The following is an 18147-nucleotide window of genomic DNA, read 5'->3' on the forward strand; positions in this document are numbered from 1 at the left end:
TCCTCCCGGGTATCACCATCGGCGCGTCACCACCCACAGTAAGGTCAGTCGGGAGAGCGCAACTGACGGCTCCGCAGTCGCGTACCGAGAGGTGACCCGAGTGACCACCCCAGGCAAGACCCGCGTGGCGATCGTCTTCGGCGGACGCAGCCCCGAGCACGGCATCTCCTGCGTCAGCGCCGGCAGCGTGCTCGGCGCGCTCGACCCCGACGAGTACGACGTGGTGCCGGTCGGCATCACCCGGCAGGGCCGGTGGGTGCTGACCAGCGGGGAACCGGCCGAGCTGGCGATCCGGGCGCGCAAGCTGCCGGAGATCACCGCCGGAGCCGGGGTCGAGGTGGTGCTCCACGCCGACCCGGCCGCCGGTGGCCTGCTGGTGCTCGACCCGGCCGAGGGCACCCGCGCGCTCGCCGACGTGGACGTGGTCTTCCCGGTGCTGCACGGCGCGTACGGCGAGGACGGCACCATCCAGGGCATGCTGGAGATGGCCGACATCCCGTACGTCGGCGCGAACGTCTTCGCCTCCGCCGCCGCGATGGACAAGGAGTTCACCAAGAAGCTCTGCGCCGTCGAGGGCATCCCGGTCGGCCCGTACGCGGTGCTGCGCAACGGGATGACCCTGAGCGAGACCGACAAGCAGCGGCTGGGGCTGCCGGTGTTCGTCAAGCCGTCCCGGGCCGGCTCGTCGTTCGGCATCACCCGGGTCGACGACTGGGCGCAGCTCGACGCCGCCGTCGCCACCGCCCGCGAGATCGACACCAAGGTGCTGGTCGAGGCCGCCATCGTCGGCCGGGAGATCGAGTGCGGCGTGCTGGAGGGCGAGGCCGGCGGGGCGCCCGAGGCGTCCGTGCTGGCCGAGGTGCGGATGGTCGGCGACCGCGAGTGGTACGACTTCGAGGCCAAGTACCTCTTCGCCGACGAGGTCTGCGAGTACGACGTCCCCGCCGGCCTGCCCGACCGGGTGACCCGCCAGGTCCAGGAGTACGCCACCCGCGCGTTCACCGCGCTGGACTGCGCCGGCCTGGCCCGGGTCGACTTCTTCGTCACCCCCGACCTGGACGTCTACCTCAACGAGATCAACACGATGCCCGGGTTCACCCCGACGTCGATGTTCCCCCGGATGTGGGCGGCCAGCGGCCTGGAGTACCCCAAGCTGGTCAACCGGCTGATCCGGACGGCCCTGCACCGGCACTGACCGGTGCGCCGGCGGTGGCCGGCTCCGCTGCTTCCTTCGACCGGCGTCGGGATGTGCTCCCGACGCCGGTCGAACGCCGTTGCCCACCTCCGGTCCGGGTCCGTCGCCCCCGGATGCCGTCGCCGTGCCGCCGGCCCGTCCCGCCGGCCCGTCCCGCCGGGGGAGGAAACAATCCACCGCATATCCCAGGGCCAATAAAATTGGCAGTGGACATGCCGAATGTTACGGAGTGACACAGATTTCTGGCACTCAATGACCAGCATTGTGATCAATAGTTGACCCTCAATATGCTGCCCGAGTCCGGATAGGTGCAAGGGGCATAGGAGGTCCTCTTGAAATCCGTTCTGCGTTGGTCGGTGAGTGCCGGAGCCGCATTCACTCTGATCCTGACCGGTGCGCCGGCAGCCGAGGCGAATTCCACCACGGTCGACCAGAAAGGAAACATCACCGCTATCGCCCGTACCCTGGACGGCCGGGCGATCACCAACGAGAAGATCGCCAAGGAGGTCATGGATTTCTGGACGCCGGAACGCATGGCGTCCGCCGTCGACCTGGACTTCCCGAAGTCGGCACGGTCCGCCACGTCGTCGAGCCGTGCGCCGAGGCCCACCGGCCCGGCCGGCACCGTCGCGCCGGTGGCCCCGAGCATCGCCAGCGGCCCCCGGACGATGCTGAACGAGGCGGTAACCGTCGGCAAGGTCTACTTCACCGTGCCCGGCGGCGGCACCGCCTCCTGCTCGGCCAGCACCGTCGCCAGCACCAAGCGGCGGCTGGTGGTGACCGCCGGCCACTGCGTCCACCAGGGCGCCGGCGGTGGGTGGTACAGCAACTGGCAGTTCGTCCCCCGGTACCGCAACGGTGTCCGGCCGTTCGGCACCTTCGTGGCCTACAGTCTCTCCACCCGGGGCGCGTGGGCCAGCTCGTCGAGCTACGCCGAGGACATGGGCATCGCGGTGATGTCCAACGGCGGCATCTACAACGCCAAGGTCGTCGACACCGTCGGCGGCAACGGGCTGCGCTGGAACTGGGGCTACTCCGTCTCGGTCACCGCCCTCGGCTACCCGTCCAACCTCGGCGGCGGTGAGAGCCAGCAGTACTGCCAGAGCACCACCTGGGACGCGGGCGGCCAGCAGATCCGGATGTACTGCAACATGACCTACGGATCCAGCGGCGGTCCCTGGTTGCAGGAATACAACGACACGATCGGTGCCGGATACATCAACAGCACCGTCAGCCACGGTGACAACCCGGGTAACGGGCAATTCGACGGCCCGTACTACGACGACGACATCAAGAGCCTCTACGACTTCGCGGAAGCCGGCTCTCCCGCGTAATTCCCTCCCCCGACAGTGCCCTGGCCACCGGCCAGGGCACTGTCGTGCCGTTAACGGGTGCTCCGGGTGATGGTCAGGACCCGGGCGGAATGCGGTTGTGTCCCGTCGTGCAGGCGCGCGGGCGGACGGTGGCGCGCTGCGGAGATTGACGTGCCGGCTCGCCCGGCCGTATCCCGGCGCGCTGCACGAAGATGCTCCGCCGGGCCACCGCCCGGTCCCGGGCGTCGAGCTGGTAGACGTCGAGCCAGACCCACCCGTCGTACGTCGGCCGGTCGTCGATCCGGATCAGCCGGCACCGGATCGGACGGATGAACTGCACGCTGGCCGCCCGGGTGATCAGCAGCAGATCGCCGGGCTTCACGGCGTACCCCGCTGGATCTGTGCGGGTCGGTCGGTCCGGGCGTGCTGGTTGGTCTGTGCGGGTCGGTCGGTCGTTCCGTCCTGTTCGCGGGTGGCGGGTTCGCGGGGTTGCCGGTCGGGGCGGTCGCGCCAGACGCGGAGGGTTTCGGCGGCTGCGGCGAGGCGGCGGCAGGAGCCGTCGGGCAGGCAGCGGGGGCAGGCGTCGCGGTGATGGAAGTCGACCACGTAGCCGGCCATCAGGACGCGGAACGGCGGTTCGGGCCGCCCCTCAAACACGGCCGCATCCCCGCCCGCCCGGCCGGTCCCGCGTAAAGATCGACTCACTTGGGCCGATGTTGCGGTATACCGGCGCGCCGATACCGCTATTACGCACCAATACAGATTGCGGTCGGCCGGGTGCGGCTGATCCGTCTACTCTGGCCGGTGGATCGGTAGGGCGGGCCTGTCCGGCAAGGGACGGATGACCGACAACATCGAATGGATGATCTTTGCGTTGGAACCACTTCCATCGGGCCATGCGCCACCTCCGCTGCTCGTCGACAGGCGTTCTGCCAGCCACGATCCGAGAACAGCGACGACTCGTGCAATGCTCCCGATGAGACATTCGCCCGGATGGCGCACCTTGCGGGCGGCGAAGCGAAAACTGTCGCACGGCATGTCTGGTGACGTGTCGTGGTGAGACAGGAAGGATGGTGTCCGTGACGGAGATCGGCTCGACCGTGCCGAGGCGGGAACTCGGCCGACTGCTACGACAGGCCCGGGAAGTCGCCGGTTTCGGCCTGGAGGCCGCCGCGTCCGACCTGGAGTGGTCACGCGCCAAGATGTACCGAATAGAGGCCGGGCAGACGCCCTTGCGCGCACTGGACGTCGACCAGATGTGCCGCCTCTACGGCACCCCGTCCGAGCTGACCGAAGTCCTGGTCAGCCTGGCCAAGGAGTCGAAGAGCAAGGGCTGGTATCACGCCTACGGCGAGGTCATCCCGCGCTGGTTCCAGTTGTACGTCGGCCTGGAGGTGGCGGCCAGCCGCATCCGCACCTACGAACACGCCCTGGTCCCGGGCCTCCTCCAGACCCCGGAATATGTCGCCGAGGTGGCCCGCACCAGACCCGGTATCGCCGACGAGGACGTGGTGAAACTCGTTGAACTCCGACAGGAGCGGCAACGCCTACTCACCAGGAAGCGGCCGACAGCTCCCGAGTTCGAGGCGATCATCGAGGAAGCCGCACTGCGTAAACGGGTGCCCTGTATGGCTGGGCAGATAGACAGGCTGATCAAGGCTGGGCAAGCTCCCAACATCACGGTCAGGATTGTTCCCCTCGTCTCTGGGCTGAGTCGCTCAGCGATCGCCGGCAGCTTCGTCATCCTGGACTTTCCCACCAAGGGTGCCCGGTCCGCCGAGCCGACGACGGTCTACAGCGAGGGGCTGTCCGGAGCGCTCTACCTGGATCGCATCGAAGAGGTCAAGGCTTACGCCCACGTGTGGAACACGCTCAATGTCCAGGCACTGGGCGAGGAGGAGTCATGCAGGCTGATGCAGAAGATCAAGGAGGAGTGCCGTGACTGAACTCAACTGGCCGACCTGGCGCAAGAGCAGCCGCAGCAGTGACCAGGGAAACTGTGTGGAGGTCGCGGACAACCTGTCTGCTGCGGTGGGAGTTCGGGACAGCAAGGACGTCGCCGGTCCGGTGCTGGTGTTTCCCGCGCAGTCCTGGCGGAACTTCCTTCAGGAGATCAAGGAGAAGGATCATGGCTGATTTCGACGAGGCCGTCTGGCGTAAGAGCAGCCGCAGCAGCGCTCAGGGGAACTGCTTCGAGATCGCGGACGGCCAGTCTGCCGGGGTGGGGGTCCGGGACAGCAAGAACGTCGCCGGTCCGGTGCTGGTGTTCTCCGCGCAGTCCTGGCGGAATTTTCTTTGTGAGTTCAAGGAGAAGGATCATGGCTGATTTCGACGAGGTCGTCTGGCGCAAGAGCAGTCGCAGCAGTGCCGAGGGTAACTGCGTGGAGGTCGCCGGCAGCCTGCCCGGCGGCGTAGGAGTTCGGGACAGCAAGGATGTGGCCGGTCCGATTCTAGTGTTTTCCGCGCAATCCTGGGCAAACTTCCTCTCGGCCGTCCGTCAACCCGACTGACAGCCGTCAAAAGACTAAGTGCCACTCCGCCTTCTCTTCTCGGCGGAAGGATACTTGACGGAAATTGCCTGCCAGGATGGGTATTTCTTTTCGAGGATGACGTCGTTCCGAAAGGCAATGAAGAGATGTTTCCCGGTTTCCCGTCGATTCGCTCGGGAATGCCGTAGCTAGCGAACGCGGCATCTCGACGCTACGAGCTATCTCGGGCTGCTCTTGCGGGAGAGGCTTGTCAGTGCTTCGCTGATCCGTTCTTGCAGTCCCGTTGCGCTAATCTTCTTCGCGGCGAGAAGGCTGATCTCGAGCACTTGTCGAGCCTCTTCTTGCTTTCCTAGTGCTGCCAGTAGTTGGCCGAATCTTAGCCCTACTACCGCTGTTCCGTCAGGGCGCTGGAGGTGGCGCAGGATTCGAAAAGATTCGGCTAGGTGTTCTTCGGCGGATCGATAGTTCTGTCGGGCCAGGTCGATCTGTGCCAGCCCCCACCTCGCCGAGGCGATGGCGTCGATATCGCCCTGGTGTTCATGAATTTTTAGCCGCTTGAGGTGTAGCTTTCTTGCCCCGTCGTAGTCGCCGCGAACTTGAAGGATGTCGGCGATTTTGCCTTGGGCGAGTGCGGTCATTCGGGCGTCCCCGAGGCGTTGGTAGACGGGTATTTCGATGTCTCGTCGTATATGAAGTGCTTCGTCATATTCGCCAAGTGTTTGGAGGATATCGGCGATGTTGCCTTGGCAAATGGCGGTTTCTCTGGCTTCGCCGAGGCGTTCGTAGACGGGTAGTTCGATGTTGCGTCGGATGTGAAGTGCTTCGTCGAAATGGCCGCGTCGGTAAAGGATTTCGGCGATGTCGCCATGACACATGGCGGTTTCTCTGGCTTCGCCGAGGCGTTGGTAGACGGGTAGTTCGATGTTGCGTCGGATGTAGAGTGCTTCGTCGTAATTGCCGCGCTCTTGAAGGATGTCGGCGATGCTGCTGTAGCAGATGGCGGTTTCTCTGGCTTCGCCGAGGCGTTCGTAGACGGGTAGTTCGATGTTGCGTCGGATGTGGAGTGCTTCGTCGAAATGGCCGCGTCGATAGAGGAGGAGGGCGATTTTGCCGTGGCAAACGGTGGCTTCCTGCTCTGACCCTGCCTCACTGAAGAGGCGTTGCGCATGCCGCAAAAGTTGTTCAGCCCTGTCGAGTTCACCGCGGTTAATCAGGAAGGTTGCCTGTTCGGCGATGACCCGGGCCTGTTCGAGCGGGTGGGCTTCGGGCTGATTGTTATCCTGCGTTTGCCGAAGAGCCCGGTCAAACAGTTCCGCCGCGGCGTCGCCGTCACCGCTGGTCACCGCAGCACCGGCAACCTTACGAAGCAGGTGGGTAGGGATGGCGGCGCGATGTCGATCGAGGAGAACTATCGCTTCTTTTCCGAGCCTGAAGGCACTTTCGGCATGGCCACCATGTAGCTCGACTACTGCTCCGGTCCCGCACGCCACGACGACGGCAGGAGATGTTCCGGCGGTCAGGGCCAGGCGGGTAAGTTGCAGGTCCAGGGCCAAATCTTGTCGTGGGCTAGGTGTGGGGCCGCCCCAGGCGGCGAAGAGCGGTTCCACCGCCACCGCCGCCAGTTCGGCGCGTTCCTCCTCGGTGAGCGGGACGAGCCGGCCGGCGGCGAGCGCGTTGACGGCGACCGCCTGACGTCGCGGGTCGTGCCGGTCGGGGAAGGTGTCCAGCAGGCCGAGCCCGCGCAGCCGTTCCGTCGACCCGCCGACCTCGCCGGCCAGCGCGTCGACCACCGGCACCGGCACCGGCAGATCAAAGAGGGTGACCGCCCGCAGCAGGGCGACGTGTGGTGGCCCGGCCTGCGCCAGCAGCTCGTCCAGGGCCAGGTTCTCCAGGAACGCCCGCACGTCGGCGTCCGGGGGCAGGTCACCCTGCCGCAGGTACGCCTCCATGTCGGCGACCGCCACCTCGGACCGCTCCGGCGGTACCTCTGCGCTGTAGACCAGCCGCAGCACGACGAGATCCTGGAGGCCGGGGTTGCCCCGGCTCACCCGCAGTGCCCGCCGGGCCAGTGCGGCCCGCTCGGCCTGCCGGTCGGGTGGGACGAGCGCCTGCTGACGCCAGTGCAGCTTGCCCTGGGCCACCTCGGACAGCGGGCGTAATTGCACCGGGGCGAGCCGGGATTCCAGCCCGCCGAGGGTGAACAGGAAGCGGCTGGTGAGCACCAGGCGGCTGTCGGTCTCGGCGGGGTCGAACGCCCGCAGCACCGCCGCCAGCACCGGCGCGGACTCGGCCACTACCCGGTGCGGCCCTGCCGGATCGGGCTGGAGGATCTGCTCCAGGTCGTCGATGATCAGCAGCAGCGGGCTCTGACCGTCGCCGGCCTGGGCGCACGGGCCGGTCAGCAGGTCGATCAGCACCGTCTCCAGCGCCTCGGGCCGGGCGCGCACCTCCGGCAGCCGCCGGGCGATCAGGTCCCGGGCCTGCGGGTTGGCGCGTACCGCGTCGGCGACCGCGTCCAGCACCGCCAGCGCGCCGTAGTCGCCGTAGACCACCCCGACGGCCCGGTCCGGGAAGCGGTCCACGATCCGGGCGGCCAGGCTCGACTTGCCCAGCCGGCCCTGCCCGTGCAGCAGCACCCCGGCCCGGTCGCCGGCCCGCAACGCCCGCAACGACTGCTGCAACTCCGGCCGCCGGCCGACGAACATGTCCGCCTTCGCCACCGGCACGTGCTGCTTGCGGTCCAGGAACTTCTTGGTCCCGCGTACGGCGGACACCAGCGACCGCCGCCGGGTGCCCGCCACCACCGGCCCACCCCCGGCCGGCCCCAGCCACAGCCGGGCCAGGTGCCAGTCGGCCCGCAGCAGGGGCTTCGTCGACTCCAGCAGCGCCCGGCGGGCGTCGCCGACGGCCACCGCGAGATCGGCCCGGTCACCCAGCCGCCCGTAGAGCGTCTCGGCGAAGACGGTGGCCGACCGGTCCCCGACCGAGCCGTCCCAGCCGAGCACCGCCGGCACCCCCGCCGACACCAGGGCGGTGGCCAGCGAGTGCGCCACCAGCTCAGCGCCGGCTGCCGGCGTGTCCGGTCCGCCCCGCCGGCCCGGTCCGGGGGGAAGCTGGCCGGTGGCGTCGGCGGCGGTCGCGGTGAGGCAGGCCGAGACGAACACCAGTCGGGGCATCGTGGTCAGCAGCCCGACCAGCTCGGTGGCGGTGGTGGGGCGCGCGTCGCCCAGCTCGTCCTCCAGCATCAGCGCCGGCACGCCCGGCCGGTCCGGCTGGGGCCGCCAGGTGTTCAGCCCGTGGCAGGACAGGTGCAGCACGGGCAGGCCGTCCAGGTCGGCCAGCCGGTGCGCCAACTGCGCCGGGTCGCCGGTGTCCTCGACCATCAGGTCGATCCGGGCCTCGCCCACCGCCCGCAGGATCGCCGCCTCCTCGGCCTCGAAGTCGAGTTCGTGCTGCCCGCGCGGGGCCGCCGCCATGAACCCCAACCCCAGCCGGTACGCGTCGAGAGCCGGCCGGACCCCGGGTGCCCCCAACCGTCGGACGACACCGAAGCGCAGCAGGGCGTCCGCCGCGAGGAACCCGCCGTCGGGGCGGGCCAGCAGCTCGAACGGTGCCCGCAGCACCGTCCACTGTCGATCGGACGGCGTACGCGGCCCCTGCACCTCGAAGGTCAGCGGGGTCGGTGCCCGGCGCAGCAGGTCGGTCACCTGTCCCTGCTCGCCGTCCAGCCAGCCGTACAGCGCCCGGCCCAGCCCGGTCAGCACGTCGTCGTCGGCGCCGGCCTGGACGGCCTGCGCGTACCGGCTGGCCAGGTCGCCCAGCAGGGTGGCGTCCTCGGCGGTCAGCGGCCGGCGTGGCCCGACCCGCTCGCCGGCGACCAGGATCTCGAAACCGCTGTCGTCGAGCACCAGACCAGTTGTCACACGAACCTCCCCGTGCCGACACCCGCTCCGTCCCGCCGCCGTCGGGTGATCCGACCCACAAGGCGGGTGGTGGCACCGACCGGACGAGCCGTGCCGTCGACGCGTCGACCGGCGTCGGGGGAGGGGATTGATCGCCACATTACCCAGCGGGGGAGCAGGCACAACGAAAGTCGAGAAGCCGACAGTCGGCGGCGCGGACGGTCCGTCGTTTGTGGAACGTCCGGGTGGGGAAGCAGGGAGGTCATGGCGAACGAACAGGGCAGGGCGGTCGGTGGTTACCTGGTGCGGACTCTCGGCGTACTGGCGGTTGTCGTGGGGGTGTTGGGCCTGTTGGTCGGGCTGACCCAGGGCAACGTCGTCGGGATGGTGCTCGGTGTCGGCTTCGTCGTCGGTGGCGCGTTGCTGATCAGGCGGTCCGGCCGGGCCGGTCGGTCGGGAGCGGTGGCGTCCGTGCGGTGACGGCCGTGCGACGCTGTGCCGGGCGGCGGGTCGTCCCGGTGGTGGCGGGTCTCTGACGCGGCGGCCCCCGGGTGCCCGTCGGGGCGGCCGGGGGCCGTGCGGTCAGCGGGGGCGGGAACCCCGGAGGAACTGGTCGACGGCGTCCCGGGTGATCCCGTCGAGCAGCTCCGGTGCGACCAGGTTGCCGTTGACCAGGGTGGCGATGCCCTGCAGCGTGGCGAAGAGCACGATCCCGGGGCGGTCCGGTGGGCCGGCCTCCAGCACCCCCTGCTCCTGCCCCTCGACGATCAGGTCGTGCATCAGGCCGAGCGGCGCGGCAGCGGCGGCAACGAGATGGTCGGCCCCCTCGCGGTGCTTGCCGGCGAACATCAGCTCCAGCAGCGCGGCGTCCTCGGTGGCGAACCGCAGGTAGGCCGTGGCCATGGCGTGCAGGCGCGGCCCGAAGTCCGGGCCGGCGGCGGCGAGCGCCGCGTGCAGTTCGGCGTGCAGCCGGGCGAACCCGGCCTCGGCGAGGGCGTCCAGCAGCGCCTGCCGGTCGGCGAAGTGCCGGCGTGGCGCGGCGTGGCTGACGCCGACCTCCCGGGCGAGTTCGCGCAGCGATAGCTGGCCCACGCCGTGCTGGCGCAGGCTGTTCTCGGCCGCCGCGAGCAGCGTCGAGCGCAGGTTTCCGTGGTGGTACGTGGGCACACCGGTCATCGTAGTCGAAAAAATGTCGCCGTTGCCAACATTGTTGTCGCCGTATACATTGTTGGCCATGACAACATTCACGACCGCCCAGGTTCCCGACATGACCGGCCGTACCGTCGTCGTCACCGGCGCGAACAGCGGCATCGGCCGGATCGCCGCCCAGGTGCTCGCCGCCCGGGGCGCCCACGTCGTGCTCGCCGTCCGTGACCTCGCCAAGGGCGCTGCCGCCGCCGCCACCATGAACGGCGACGTCGAGGTGCGGCGGCTCGACCTGGCCGACCTCGCCTCGGTGCGCGCGTTCGCGCAGGACTGCACCGGGCCGATCGACCTGCTGATCAACAACGCCGGGCTGATGATCCCGCCGCTCGGCCGCACCGCCGACGGGTTCGAACTCCAGTTCGGCACCAACCACCTCGGCCACTTCGCGCTCACCAACCTGCTGCTGCCGCAGGTGCGGGGGAGGGTGGTGACCGTCGCCTCCGGCGCGCACCGGGGCGGGAAGATCGACTTCGCCGATCCCAACTGGGAGCGCCGGCCCTACCGGGCGTTCCCCGCGTACGCCCAGTCCAAGCTGGCGAACCTGCTGTTCACCGCCGAGTTGCAGCGCCGCCTCACCGAGGTCGGCTCGCCGGTGCGGGCGACCGCCGCCCACCCCGGCCTGGCCTCCACCAACCTGCTCGGGCACCTCGACCAGGAGCGCTCCCTGTGGAACCGGCTCCAGATGAGCCTCCTCCACCGCTTCGCGCAGAGCGAGGCGGACGGCGCGCTGCCCACCCTCTACGCGGCGGTGGCCGACGTCCCGGGCGGCAGCTACGCCGGGCCGGGCGGTCTCTTCGAGGGGCGCGGTGCGCCGAAGCTCGTCGGCCGGTCGAAGGCCGCCCGCGACGCGGCCGTCGCCCGTCGACTGTGGACGGTCTCCGAGGAGCTGACCGGGGTCACCTTCCCGCTGGCCGCCCAGCCCACCCGGTAGCCGCCCCAGGCCGGCACGGTCGTTGCAGGCCGGGCCGGGCCGGCGGGGCTCAGCGGCGGCGCAGCGCCGGGTCGAGCAGGGCCGGCGGGGTGTCGTGCTTCTCGTCCGGGGCGAGGTCGACGCCGGGGGCGACGATCGCGTCGATGGCGTCGAGCACGTCGGCGGTGAGCACGGTGTCGGCGGCGGCGAGCTGGCTGTGCAGGTGGTCCATCGTGCGGGGGCCGATGATCGCGCTGGTCACGGCGGGATGCGCGGTGACGAAACCGAGCGCGAGCTGGATCAGGGTCAGCCCGGCCCCGTCGGCGACCTTGGTCAACTGCTCGACGGCGTCGAGCCGTGCCCGGTTGGCGTCCACCGTGAGGTCGAAGCGCTGCGGCAGCACGTCGGCCCGGTGGGTGGTGATCTCCCGGCCCGCGCGGACCGCGCCCGACAGCCAGCCCGAGGCGAGCGGGCTCCAGGCGAGCACGCCGAGCCCGTACTGCTCGGTGACCGGCAGCACGTGCGTCTCGATGCCGCGTTGCAGGATCGAGTAGCTGGGCTGCTCGGTGACGTAGCGGCTCAGGTGGCGCTCCCGGGCGGTCCACTCGGCCTGCACGATCCGGTACGCCGGGAACGTCGAGGAGCCGAAGTAGCGGATCTTGCCGGCCCGCTGGAGGTCGGTCAGCGCGGAGAGCGTCTCCTCGTCGCTGGTGGTCGGATCCCACCGGTGGATCTGGTAGAGGTCGACGTGGTCGACGCCGAGCCGGCGCAGGCTGTCGTCCAGCGCGGTGTAGAGCCAGCGGCGGGAGCCGCCCCGGTGGTTGCGCTCGTCGCCCATCGGCATGCTCGCCTTGGTGGCCAGCACGACGTCGTCGCGGCGGCCGACGATGGCCCGGCCGACCAGCTCCTCCGACTCGCCCTGGCTGTAGCGGTCGGCGGTGTCGATCAGGTTGATCCCGGCGTCCAGGGCGGCGTGGACGATCGCGGTGGCCTCGTCCGGGCCGGTCCGGCCGATGGCGCCGAAGTTCATCGCGCCGAGCACGAGGGTGCTGACCTGCACACCGGTGCGGCCGAGGGTGCGGTACTGCATGACTGTTCCTCCACGGGGTGGCTGGCTGGTGGTCGCCCTCCGGCTCTGGCATCATGAGCCAAGCGGAACGCTGTTCCGCTCTGAACTATACGGAACGCTGTTCCGTTTGCCAAGGGTGGTCGGAGGTGTGGGCGCGATGGGCGAACCCGAGGGGGCGCCGGCGTCGCCGGCCCCACGCAAACGGGCCGACGCCCGCCGCAACGAGGCCACCCTGCTGGAGGCCGCCGCCGCGGCCTTCCTCGCCGTCGGCGTCGACGCGCCCGTGCGCGACATCGCCGCGCGGGCCGGCGTCGGCGTGGGGACGATCTACCGTCACTTCCCGACCCGGGCCGACCTCATCGTCGCCGTCTACCGGCACCAGGTGCAGGCGTGCGCCGAGGCCGCGCCGGCCCTGCTCGCCACCAGCGGTACGCCGCACGCCGCCCTGGCCGCCTGGATCGACCTGTTCGTCGACTTCCTGGTCACCAAGCACGGCCTGGCCGGGGCGCTACAGTCCGACGACACCACCTTCGAGACCCTGCACGCGTACTTCCTCGACCGGCTCGTCCCCGCCTGCGCCCAGCTGCTCGACGCCGCCACCGAGGCCGGCGAGATCCAGCCCGGCCCGACCCCGCAGGCGCTGCTCTTCGCCGTCGGCAACCTCTGCGCCGGGGCGGGCCGGATGCCCGGCTACGACGCCCGCCGCATGGTCGCCCTCCTCGTCACCGGCCTCCGGTGTCGGTGACCCGGCGGAAGCCGGTTGCCCCGGCCCGCAGTGCTGGTGGCGGCTAGCTCAGGGCGAGCCGCTCTCCGTCGAACTCTGCGACGATCTCCAGCTTGCCGCCGAGCGCGGAGACGTACCGCTCGATGGTGGATACCTCGGTAGCGGGCAGCTCGCCCTTTTCGATCGCGGCCACCCGCGGCTGCGAGACATCCATGAGGGCCGCGACCTCCTGCTGGGTCAGCCCGCGGCGCTCACGCATCTCCCTGAGCCGATAGGCGCGCACCTCGGTACGCATCTTCTCCTGGTGCGCGGCGACCCTGCTCTCGTCGAGATTCATCCGGGACCGGACATCACGCCAACTAGTTGCCATCAGGCTGCTCCTTCAACTCGCGCAGGTGTTGGGTGAATCTCCGGTCGGCTTCGAGAATGCTGGTTTCGTACCAACCCTTCCAGTTGCCGGCTTTGTCGCCGGCCGGGCGGGGGCCGGACGCGGGTACGCGTCCGGCCCCCGCCCGGGGGCCGCTCGGTCAGGTACGGGACAGGGCGCGGTCACTGACCGAGGACTGGAGCCCGAACTGGCGGGCCCGGCGCTCGGCGAAATCGGCCAACCCCTGACTGTCGGCGTAGTCGAGGCTGTAGAGGTCCAGCTCCAACTGGAGCAGCTGCTCGGCGATCTGGGCGTGGAACTCCAGCACGTCGGGCGGCCACGGGGCGTACCCCTGGTCGGTCCACCGGGCCGAGAACGATTCGAAGACGATCCCGTCGACGATCTCGGCCAGCCGGGGCAGCATGCCGAACCCCCGGTTCGCCAGCAGGTACGCCGGCTGGGCCTCCTCCCGGATCGCGGCGACCAGGGTCAGCAGGTGCGGCACGTCCTCCGGGAAGGTCAGCTCGACGTTGAGCGTGTCCAGGAAGAGCCCCGCGAAGCCCTGCGCCATCGCCTGCTTCGCCTGCTCGACCACGTGCGCCACCCAGAGCGGATGGTCGACGTGTACGAACGCGCCGCCCCAGTCCGGGTTGCGTTCCTGCCGCTGCCAGGGCGCGGGCGGCCCCTGGTCCTCCGACAGCGACAGGTAGCCGAGCGTCTGCACGTCCTGCTCGGCGAGGTAGCGCAGCTCGGCCGTCCGGTAGAAGGCCGGTTGCAGGACCACCCGCACGTACCTGGTGAGTTCGGGCAGCCGACCGTCACCGTAGTAGAAGCAGATCGGACGCCGGCTCGTCACGTCCACCCGTGCTCCCGGTACCAGGCGAACGTGCTGCGTACCCCCTCCTCCAGGCTGACGCCCGGCTCGTAGCCGGTCAGCTCCCGCAGCCGGGACAGGTCCGGGCAGCGGCGGGCGACCGACCCCGGCGGCGCGCTGCCGGGGGCGATGGCGGGGCTCACCCCGGCCACCCGCAGGACCAGCTTGGCCAGGTCACCGATGTTGGTCTCCTCCCGGTCGTTGCCGATGTGCACGAGCTGACCGGCGGCGGCCGGGGTGGCCATCAGCCGCAGCATCGCCTCGACCGCGTCGTCGACGTGGCAGAACGCCCGGTACTGGTCGGCACCGGGGACCGGGAACGGATCCGCCCCGCGCAGGGCGCGCAGCGACATCTCCGGGATGACGTGGTCGGCGCCCATCCGGGGGCCGTACACGTTGTGGAACCGGCCCACCACGGTCTCGAAGCCCTTGGCGCGGGCCGTGTGCAGGAAGGCGGCCTCGCCGAGCAGCTTGCTGGCCGCGTACGCGAAGCGCGGGGCCGCCACGTCGGAGATCATCGCCGGCACCGCCTCGGACGTCGGCACCGGCACCACCCCGGCGGTCACGCCCCCGGCGTAGACCTCGCTGGTGGAGGCGAAGAAGACCCGCTCGCCCGGGGCCACCCAGTCGAGCAGGTGCAGCGCGGAGAGGGTGTTGACCCGGATCACCCGGGCCGGGTCCTGCTCCACGTTGCGCACCCCGACGACGGCGGCGAGCAGGTAGATCTGGTCCCAGCCGGTGGGCAGGGCGGCCCAGGTGTCCGGGCTGGTCAGGTCGCCGGAGACCACCCGTACCGCCGGGTCGGCGCGCAGCCGGTCGAGGTCGGCGTCGTCCCGGCCCCGGGAGAAGTCGTCCACGATCGTCACCTGGTGCCCGTCGGAGACGAGCCGGCGGGCGAGGTGCAGGCCGATGAACCCGGCCCCGCCGAGCAGCAGCGCCCTCATGCCGACACCGCCCCGCTGGTCGACGCGCCCGCACCGGCCGCCACGGCGCCGTCGTCACCCGGACCGGTCGGCGCGGGCGGCAGGTAACCGAGCCCGGCGTACCGCACCCCGGCGGCCAGCACCGCGTCGCCGTCGAGCACCCGCCACGAGTCGTAGACGAACGCCGGGGGCGTCGCGCCGAGCACCTCCGGCACCCGCAGCGCCCGGTAGTCCGGGTGGTCGTTGATGATCAGCACGGCGTCCGCCTCGGTGAACGCCTTGTCCAGGCTGACCGGCTCGCCGCCGTACTGTCGGATCACGTCGTCGGTGACCATCGGGTCGTGCCCGAGCACGGTGACACCGGCGGCCGAGAAGACCCGCATCATCGGCTCGATCGGGGTGCCCCGCATGTCGTCGGTGGCCGGCCAGCCCTTGTAGGCCCAGCCGAGCACCGCCAGGCGGGCGCCGAGGCTGCGCCCGCGCGCTTCGACCAGCATCCGGACCACGGTCTCCCCGACGTGGATCGGCAGGTACTCGTTGAGCTGCCGGGCCTTGCCGACCAGGAACGGCCGCCGGTCACCCGCGCTGTCGATCATGATGTACGGGTCCTTGGAGAGGCAGCCGCCGCCCACGTACCCGGGCTTGGCGAGATCCGGACGCGGGTAGTCGACGTTCGTCGCCCGGATCACCTCCAGCGGGTCGAGGCCGTGCCGCTCGGCGATCAGCGCGATCTCGTTGCCGAACGCGTAGATCAGGTCGGTGTGGCAGTTGTTCGACAGCTTCACCAGCTCGGCGGCCTCCAGGCTGGAGACCGGCACGATGGTGCGGACCAGCCCGCTGAAGAACTCGGTCGCGGCGGCCAGGCTCTCGTCGTCCAGGCCGCCGACCACCTGCGGCAGCTCGACCAGTTCCCGCAGCGCCTGGCCCTGGATGGTGCGCTCCGGGGCCATCACCAGCTTCACCCGCTCGCCCCAGGCGGCCTGGAGCTCCGGCAGCACCACCCGGCGGCTGGTGCCGACCGGCACCGTACTGCGCACCACCACCAGGGTGTCCGGGCGGCAACTCGCGGCCACCACCCGGGCGGCGGCGGCCAGGTTCGCCAGGTTGGGCCGGTGGGTCATGTTGTCCACCGGCGTCGACACGCTGATCACCGCCACGTCGACGGTGTCCTTCGGCAGGTCGGCGGCGACGTGGATGCTGGTGCCGAGGTGGGCGGCGAAGACGTCCTCGATGCCGGGCTCGAAGATGTGCGGGCGGCCGTGGGAGAGCGCGTCCAGCACCGCCGGCGACACGTCCGCGCCGTACACCGTGAAGCCCTTGTCGGCGAGGGCGGCGGTGAGGGTGAGCCCCACGTAGCCCAGGCCCACGACTCCGATCTTCATACTCATCTGCGGTGTCCTCTCGTGTTGCGGGTGTGTCGTGATGGGGAGTGGGCCGCCCGGCTCACCGTGCGTCGCCGGCGGCCCAGATGTCCTTGATCGACGTCGCCAGGTCGCGCACCGGCGACCAGCCCAGCTCGTCGCGGGCCCGGCCGGTGTCGGCCTGGATCCAGTCGACCGCCTGCGAACGCTGCGGCCCGACGCCGACCTCGTGGATCGCGCCGTCGTAGCCCGCCGCGTCGGCCAGCAGCGTGACCGCCTGCCGGGCGGTGACCGCCCGGCCGCTGCCCGCGTTGACGACCCGGTGCCGCAGGGTGGACGCCAGCGTCGCCGCCGCGATCAGCGCGGCGAGGTCCCGCACGTCGACGAAGTCGCGGTACGCCGACAGCGGACCCAGGGTGATCTCGCCGGCCCCCTCGGCCAGCGCGGCCCGGATCCGGGCCGCCGCCCGACCGAGCAGGTTCTCCTGCGACATGCCGGGGCCGATCGGGTTGAAGACCCGCAGTGACACGGCGTCGACCTGCCCCGCCTCCCCGGCGAGCTGGAACAGCCTGGTCCCGGCGAGGTGACTCACGCCGTACGCGCTGACCGGCCGGGCCGGCAGCTCCTCGGTCACCGGCACGCGCTGCGGCAGCGGCCCGTACTCGCCGGCCGAGCCGAGCCGGACCAGCCGGGCCTGCGGCGCCGCCTCGGCGGTCGCCTCCAGCAGTTTCGCCGCGACCAGCGTGTTGGCGGTGACCAGTTCCCCGGCGGAACCGGTCAGCGCGCCCACGCAGCTGACCACCGCGTCCGGGGCGACCTCGCGCAGCAGCGCCGCGAGCCCCGCCACGTCACCACCGAGCAGGTCGTAGGTCGCCCGGCCCGGACAGACCACCTCGGTCACCCGGGGATCCGCCGCCAGGGCGTCGCGGGCGTGCCCGCCGATGAACCCGGACGCCCCGAACAGCAGTACCCGCGTCACGTCAGCTCCCCGGCCCGCACGACACCCGACAGGTCCGGGACGACCAGCGGCCCGTCACCGGCCGTCACCGGCTCGCCGACGGCCAGCACCGGCTCGCCGACGGGGACCTCCACCGGCCGTGGAAGGGCGGGCAGCAGGATCGGTTTGAGCTGGGGGAACGAGCGGTTCGCCTCGTCGTAGTCCTCCGGCCGGCCGATGTCCAGCCAGAAACCGTCGAACGGGTACGTCCGGGGTGGGTCGCCGCCCGCCAGCAGGTCCAGCACGAGCTGGTCGAAGCCGAGGGCCAATCCGGCCTGGTAGGGGTCGAGCGTCCGGCGGGACATCCCGTAGACGCCCATGCTCACCGGGTAGCGCAGCGCCGGCTTCTCCCGGAACCCGACGACCCGCCCGGCGTCCACGTCGAGCACGCCGAAGTCGATCCGGTGCACCCGCTCGGAGGTCGCCAGGGTCAGCCCGGCCCCGGAGAGCTGGTGGTCGCGCAGCAGGTCGCCGTAGTCGAGGTCGGTGAGGATGTCGCCGTTCATCACCAGGAACTCGTCGGGCAGCCGGTCCTTCAGGGCGAACAGCGGGCCGACCGTCGACAGCGGCCGGTCCTCCTCGATGTAGTCGATGTCCAGACCCCACCGGTTGCCGTCCCCGACGAACGCCCTGATCAGCGGGCCGAGATGGTTGATCGCCAGGGTCACCGAGGTGAACCCGCGCGAGGCGAGCTGGTCGAGCACGATCTGCAGGATCGAATGACTGTCCCCGATCGGCATCAGGGGCTTCGGCAGCGTCGTGGTGTACGGCTTCAGCCGCACCCCCTTGCCGCCGGCAAGAATCACCGCGTGCAACC

Annotated in this window: 20 protein-coding genes; 9 read left to right on the forward strand and 11 right to left on the reverse strand. The window is 70.5% G+C overall.

The features are described 5' to 3' along the window. The first annotated feature begins 100 nt into the window (after positions 1-100). Both O7625_RS14430 and O7625_RS14435 read left to right on the forward strand, forming a co-directional pair. Entirely contained in the window at positions 101-1195 is a 1095-nt protein-coding gene (locus O7625_RS14430) for a D-alanine--D-alanine ligase family protein (RefSeq protein ID WP_282346478.1), read from the forward strand. 332 nt (positions 1196-1527) lie between these two features. Continuing rightward, entirely contained in the window at positions 1528-2529 is a 1002-nt protein-coding gene (locus O7625_RS14435) for a hypothetical protein (protein ID WP_282346479.1), read from the forward strand. 73 nt (positions 2530-2602) lie between these two features. Here O7625_RS14435 and O7625_RS14440 read toward each other — a convergent pair whose 3' ends face one another. Further along, positions 2603-2890: a hypothetical protein gene (locus tag O7625_RS14440; RefSeq protein ID WP_282346481.1), complete on the reverse strand. Its 288-nt coding sequence runs from the start codon at positions 2888-2890 to the stop codon at positions 2603-2605. Beyond that, entirely contained in the window at positions 2887-3165 is a 279-nt protein-coding gene (locus O7625_RS14445; RefSeq protein WP_282346483.1) for a hypothetical protein, read from the reverse strand. The genes O7625_RS14440 and O7625_RS14445 overlap by 4 nt, the downstream gene beginning before the upstream one ends. 416 nt (positions 3166-3581) lie before the next feature. Between O7625_RS14445 and O7625_RS14450 the strand changes: the two genes are divergently transcribed. Genes O7625_RS14450 through O7625_RS14465 form a run of 4 tightly spaced genes read left to right on the forward strand, consistent with a single transcriptional unit; the run spans position 3582 to position 5018 of the window. Continuing rightward, positions 3582-4454, forward strand: a complete 873-nt coding sequence (locus O7625_RS14450; protein WP_282346484.1) for a helix-turn-helix transcriptional regulator — start codon at positions 3582-3584, stop codon at positions 4452-4454. Beyond that, positions 4447-4644 (forward strand): DUF397 domain-containing protein, encoded by a 198-nt coding sequence (locus tag O7625_RS14455; RefSeq protein ID WP_282346485.1) that lies wholly within the window; start codon positions 4447-4449, stop codon positions 4642-4644. The genes O7625_RS14450 and O7625_RS14455 overlap by 8 nt, the downstream gene beginning before the upstream one ends. Next, complete coding sequence (locus tag O7625_RS14460) at positions 4637-4834, forward strand: DUF397 domain-containing protein (RefSeq protein ID WP_282346486.1); 198 nt, start codon at positions 4637-4639, stop codon at positions 4832-4834. The genes O7625_RS14455 and O7625_RS14460 overlap by 8 nt, the downstream gene beginning before the upstream one ends. Further along, a complete protein-coding gene (locus O7625_RS14465; RefSeq protein WP_282346487.1) occupies positions 4827-5018 on the forward strand; it encodes a DUF397 domain-containing protein in 192 nt (63 codons plus the stop codon). Before O7625_RS14460 ends, O7625_RS14465 begins: the two co-directional genes overlap by 8 nt. A gap of 197 nt (positions 5019-5215) precedes the next feature. On the opposite strand, the gene O7625_RS14470 is transcribed toward O7625_RS14465, so the two are convergent. Then, positions 5216-8920 carry a CHAT domain-containing protein gene (locus O7625_RS14470; RefSeq protein WP_282346488.1) on the reverse strand — a complete coding sequence of 1235 codons (3705 nt, stop codon included), beginning with the start codon at positions 8918-8920 and terminating at the stop codon, positions 5216-5218. A 243-nt stretch (positions 8921-9163) separates the two neighbouring features. Here O7625_RS14470 and O7625_RS14475 point away from each other — a divergent pair, with 243 nt between their 5' ends. After that, the gene (locus O7625_RS14475) at positions 9164-9379 is read left to right on the forward strand and encodes a hypothetical protein (protein WP_282346489.1); all 216 of its coding nucleotides are present in this window, start codon (positions 9164-9166) and stop codon (positions 9377-9379) included. Positions 9380-9481: 102 nt separating this feature from the next. Here the strand turns inward: O7625_RS14475 and O7625_RS14480 are convergent, their stop codons facing one another. Further along, positions 9482-10066 carry a TetR/AcrR family transcriptional regulator gene (locus O7625_RS14480; RefSeq protein ID WP_282346491.1) on the reverse strand — a complete coding sequence of 195 codons (585 nt, stop codon included), beginning with the start codon at positions 10064-10066 and terminating at the stop codon, positions 9482-9484. A 67-nt stretch (positions 10067-10133) separates the two neighbouring features. Here O7625_RS14480 and O7625_RS14485 point away from each other — a divergent pair, with 67 nt between their 5' ends. Next, positions 10134-11036, forward strand: coding sequence for an oxidoreductase (locus tag O7625_RS14485; RefSeq protein WP_282346493.1), 903 nt, complete (start codon positions 10134-10136; stop codon positions 11034-11036). A 49-nt stretch (positions 11037-11085) separates the two neighbouring features. Here the strand turns inward: O7625_RS14485 and O7625_RS14490 are convergent, their stop codons facing one another. Continuing rightward, positions 11086-12105, reverse strand: a complete 1020-nt coding sequence (locus O7625_RS14490) for an aldo/keto reductase (protein WP_282346494.1) — start codon at positions 12103-12105, stop codon at positions 11086-11088. Between the two features lie 136 nt (positions 12106-12241). Between O7625_RS14490 and O7625_RS14495 the strand changes: the two genes are divergently transcribed. Continuing rightward, positions 12242-12829, forward strand: a complete 588-nt coding sequence (locus O7625_RS14495; protein ID WP_282346495.1) for a TetR/AcrR family transcriptional regulator — start codon at positions 12242-12244, stop codon at positions 12827-12829. Positions 12830-12872: 43 nt separating this feature from the next. Here the strand turns inward: O7625_RS14495 and O7625_RS14500 are convergent, their stop codons facing one another. The 6 genes from O7625_RS14500 to O7625_RS14525 form a co-directional block, all read right to left on the reverse strand. Next, positions 12873-13145 carry a helix-turn-helix domain-containing protein gene (locus tag O7625_RS14500; protein WP_282346496.1) on the reverse strand — a complete coding sequence of 91 codons (273 nt, stop codon included), beginning with the start codon at positions 13143-13145 and terminating at the stop codon, positions 12873-12875. A gap of 190 nt (positions 13146-13335) precedes the next feature. Further along, positions 13336-14037, reverse strand: a complete 702-nt coding sequence (locus O7625_RS14505) for a hypothetical protein (RefSeq protein ID WP_282346498.1) — start codon at positions 14035-14037, stop codon at positions 13336-13338. Beyond that, positions 14028-14993: an NAD-dependent epimerase/dehydratase family protein gene (locus O7625_RS14510; protein WP_282346499.1), complete on the reverse strand. Its 966-nt coding sequence runs from the start codon at positions 14991-14993 to the stop codon at positions 14028-14030. The genes O7625_RS14505 and O7625_RS14510 overlap by 10 nt, the downstream gene beginning before the upstream one ends. After that, positions 14990-16360: a nucleotide sugar dehydrogenase gene (locus O7625_RS14515; protein WP_282346500.1), complete on the reverse strand. Its 1371-nt coding sequence runs from the start codon at positions 16358-16360 to the stop codon at positions 14990-14992. The genes O7625_RS14510 and O7625_RS14515 overlap by 4 nt, the downstream gene beginning before the upstream one ends. Positions 16361-16415: 55 nt before the next feature. Then, on the reverse strand, positions 16416-17312 hold the full coding sequence (locus O7625_RS14520; RefSeq protein ID WP_282346501.1) for an NAD(P)-dependent oxidoreductase: 897 nt from the start codon (positions 17310-17312) through the stop codon (positions 16416-16418). Then, on the reverse strand, positions 17309-18136 hold the full coding sequence (locus O7625_RS14525; protein ID WP_282346947.1) for a nucleotidyltransferase family protein: 828 nt from the start codon (positions 18134-18136) through the stop codon (positions 17309-17311). Before O7625_RS14525 ends, O7625_RS14520 begins: the two co-directional genes overlap by 4 nt. Positions 18137-18147 lie beyond the last annotated feature (11 nt).

This window comes from Micromonospora sp. WMMD714 (genome assembly GCF_029581315.1).
GTDB classification, from domain to species: Bacteria; Actinomycetota; Actinomycetes; order Mycobacteriales; family Micromonosporaceae; genus Micromonospora; species Micromonospora rifamycinica.

What these genes read in the sequence shown, in the direction of transcription:
- O7625_RS14460 (WP_282346486.1), top strand. Translation starts at nt 4,637, where the DNA reads ATGGCTGATTTCGACGAGGCCGTCTGGCGTAAGAGCAGCCGCAGCAGC.
- O7625_RS14465 (WP_282346487.1), top strand. Translation starts at nt 4,827, where the DNA reads ATGGCTGATTTCGACGAGGTCGTCTGGCGCAAGAGCAGTCGCAGCAGT.
- O7625_RS14475 (WP_282346489.1), top strand. Translation starts at nt 9,164, where the DNA reads ATGGCGAACGAACAGGGCAGGGCGGTCGGTGGTTACCTGGTGCGGACT.
- O7625_RS14485 (WP_282346493.1), top strand. Translation starts at nt 10,134, where the DNA reads ATGACAACATTCACGACCGCCCAGGTTCCCGACATGACCGGCCGTACC.
- O7625_RS14490 (WP_282346494.1), bottom strand. Translation starts at nt 12,105, where the DNA reads ATGCAGTACCGCACCCTCGGCCGCACCGGTGTGCAGGTCAGCACCCTC.
- O7625_RS14495 (WP_282346495.1), top strand. Translation starts at nt 12,242, where the DNA reads ATGGGCGAACCCGAGGGGGCGCCGGCGTCGCCGGCCCCACGCAAACGG.
- O7625_RS14500 (WP_282346496.1), bottom strand. Translation starts at nt 13,145, where the DNA reads ATGAATCTCGACGAGAGCAGGGTCGCCGCGCACCAGGAGAAGATGCGT.
- O7625_RS14510 (WP_282346499.1), bottom strand. Translation starts at nt 14,993, where the DNA reads ATGAGGGCGCTGCTGCTCGGCGGGGCCGGGTTCATCGGCCTGCACCTC.
- O7625_RS14515 (WP_282346500.1), bottom strand. Translation starts at nt 16,360, where the DNA reads ATGAGTATGAAGATCGGAGTCGTGGGCCTGGGCTACGTGGGGCTCACC.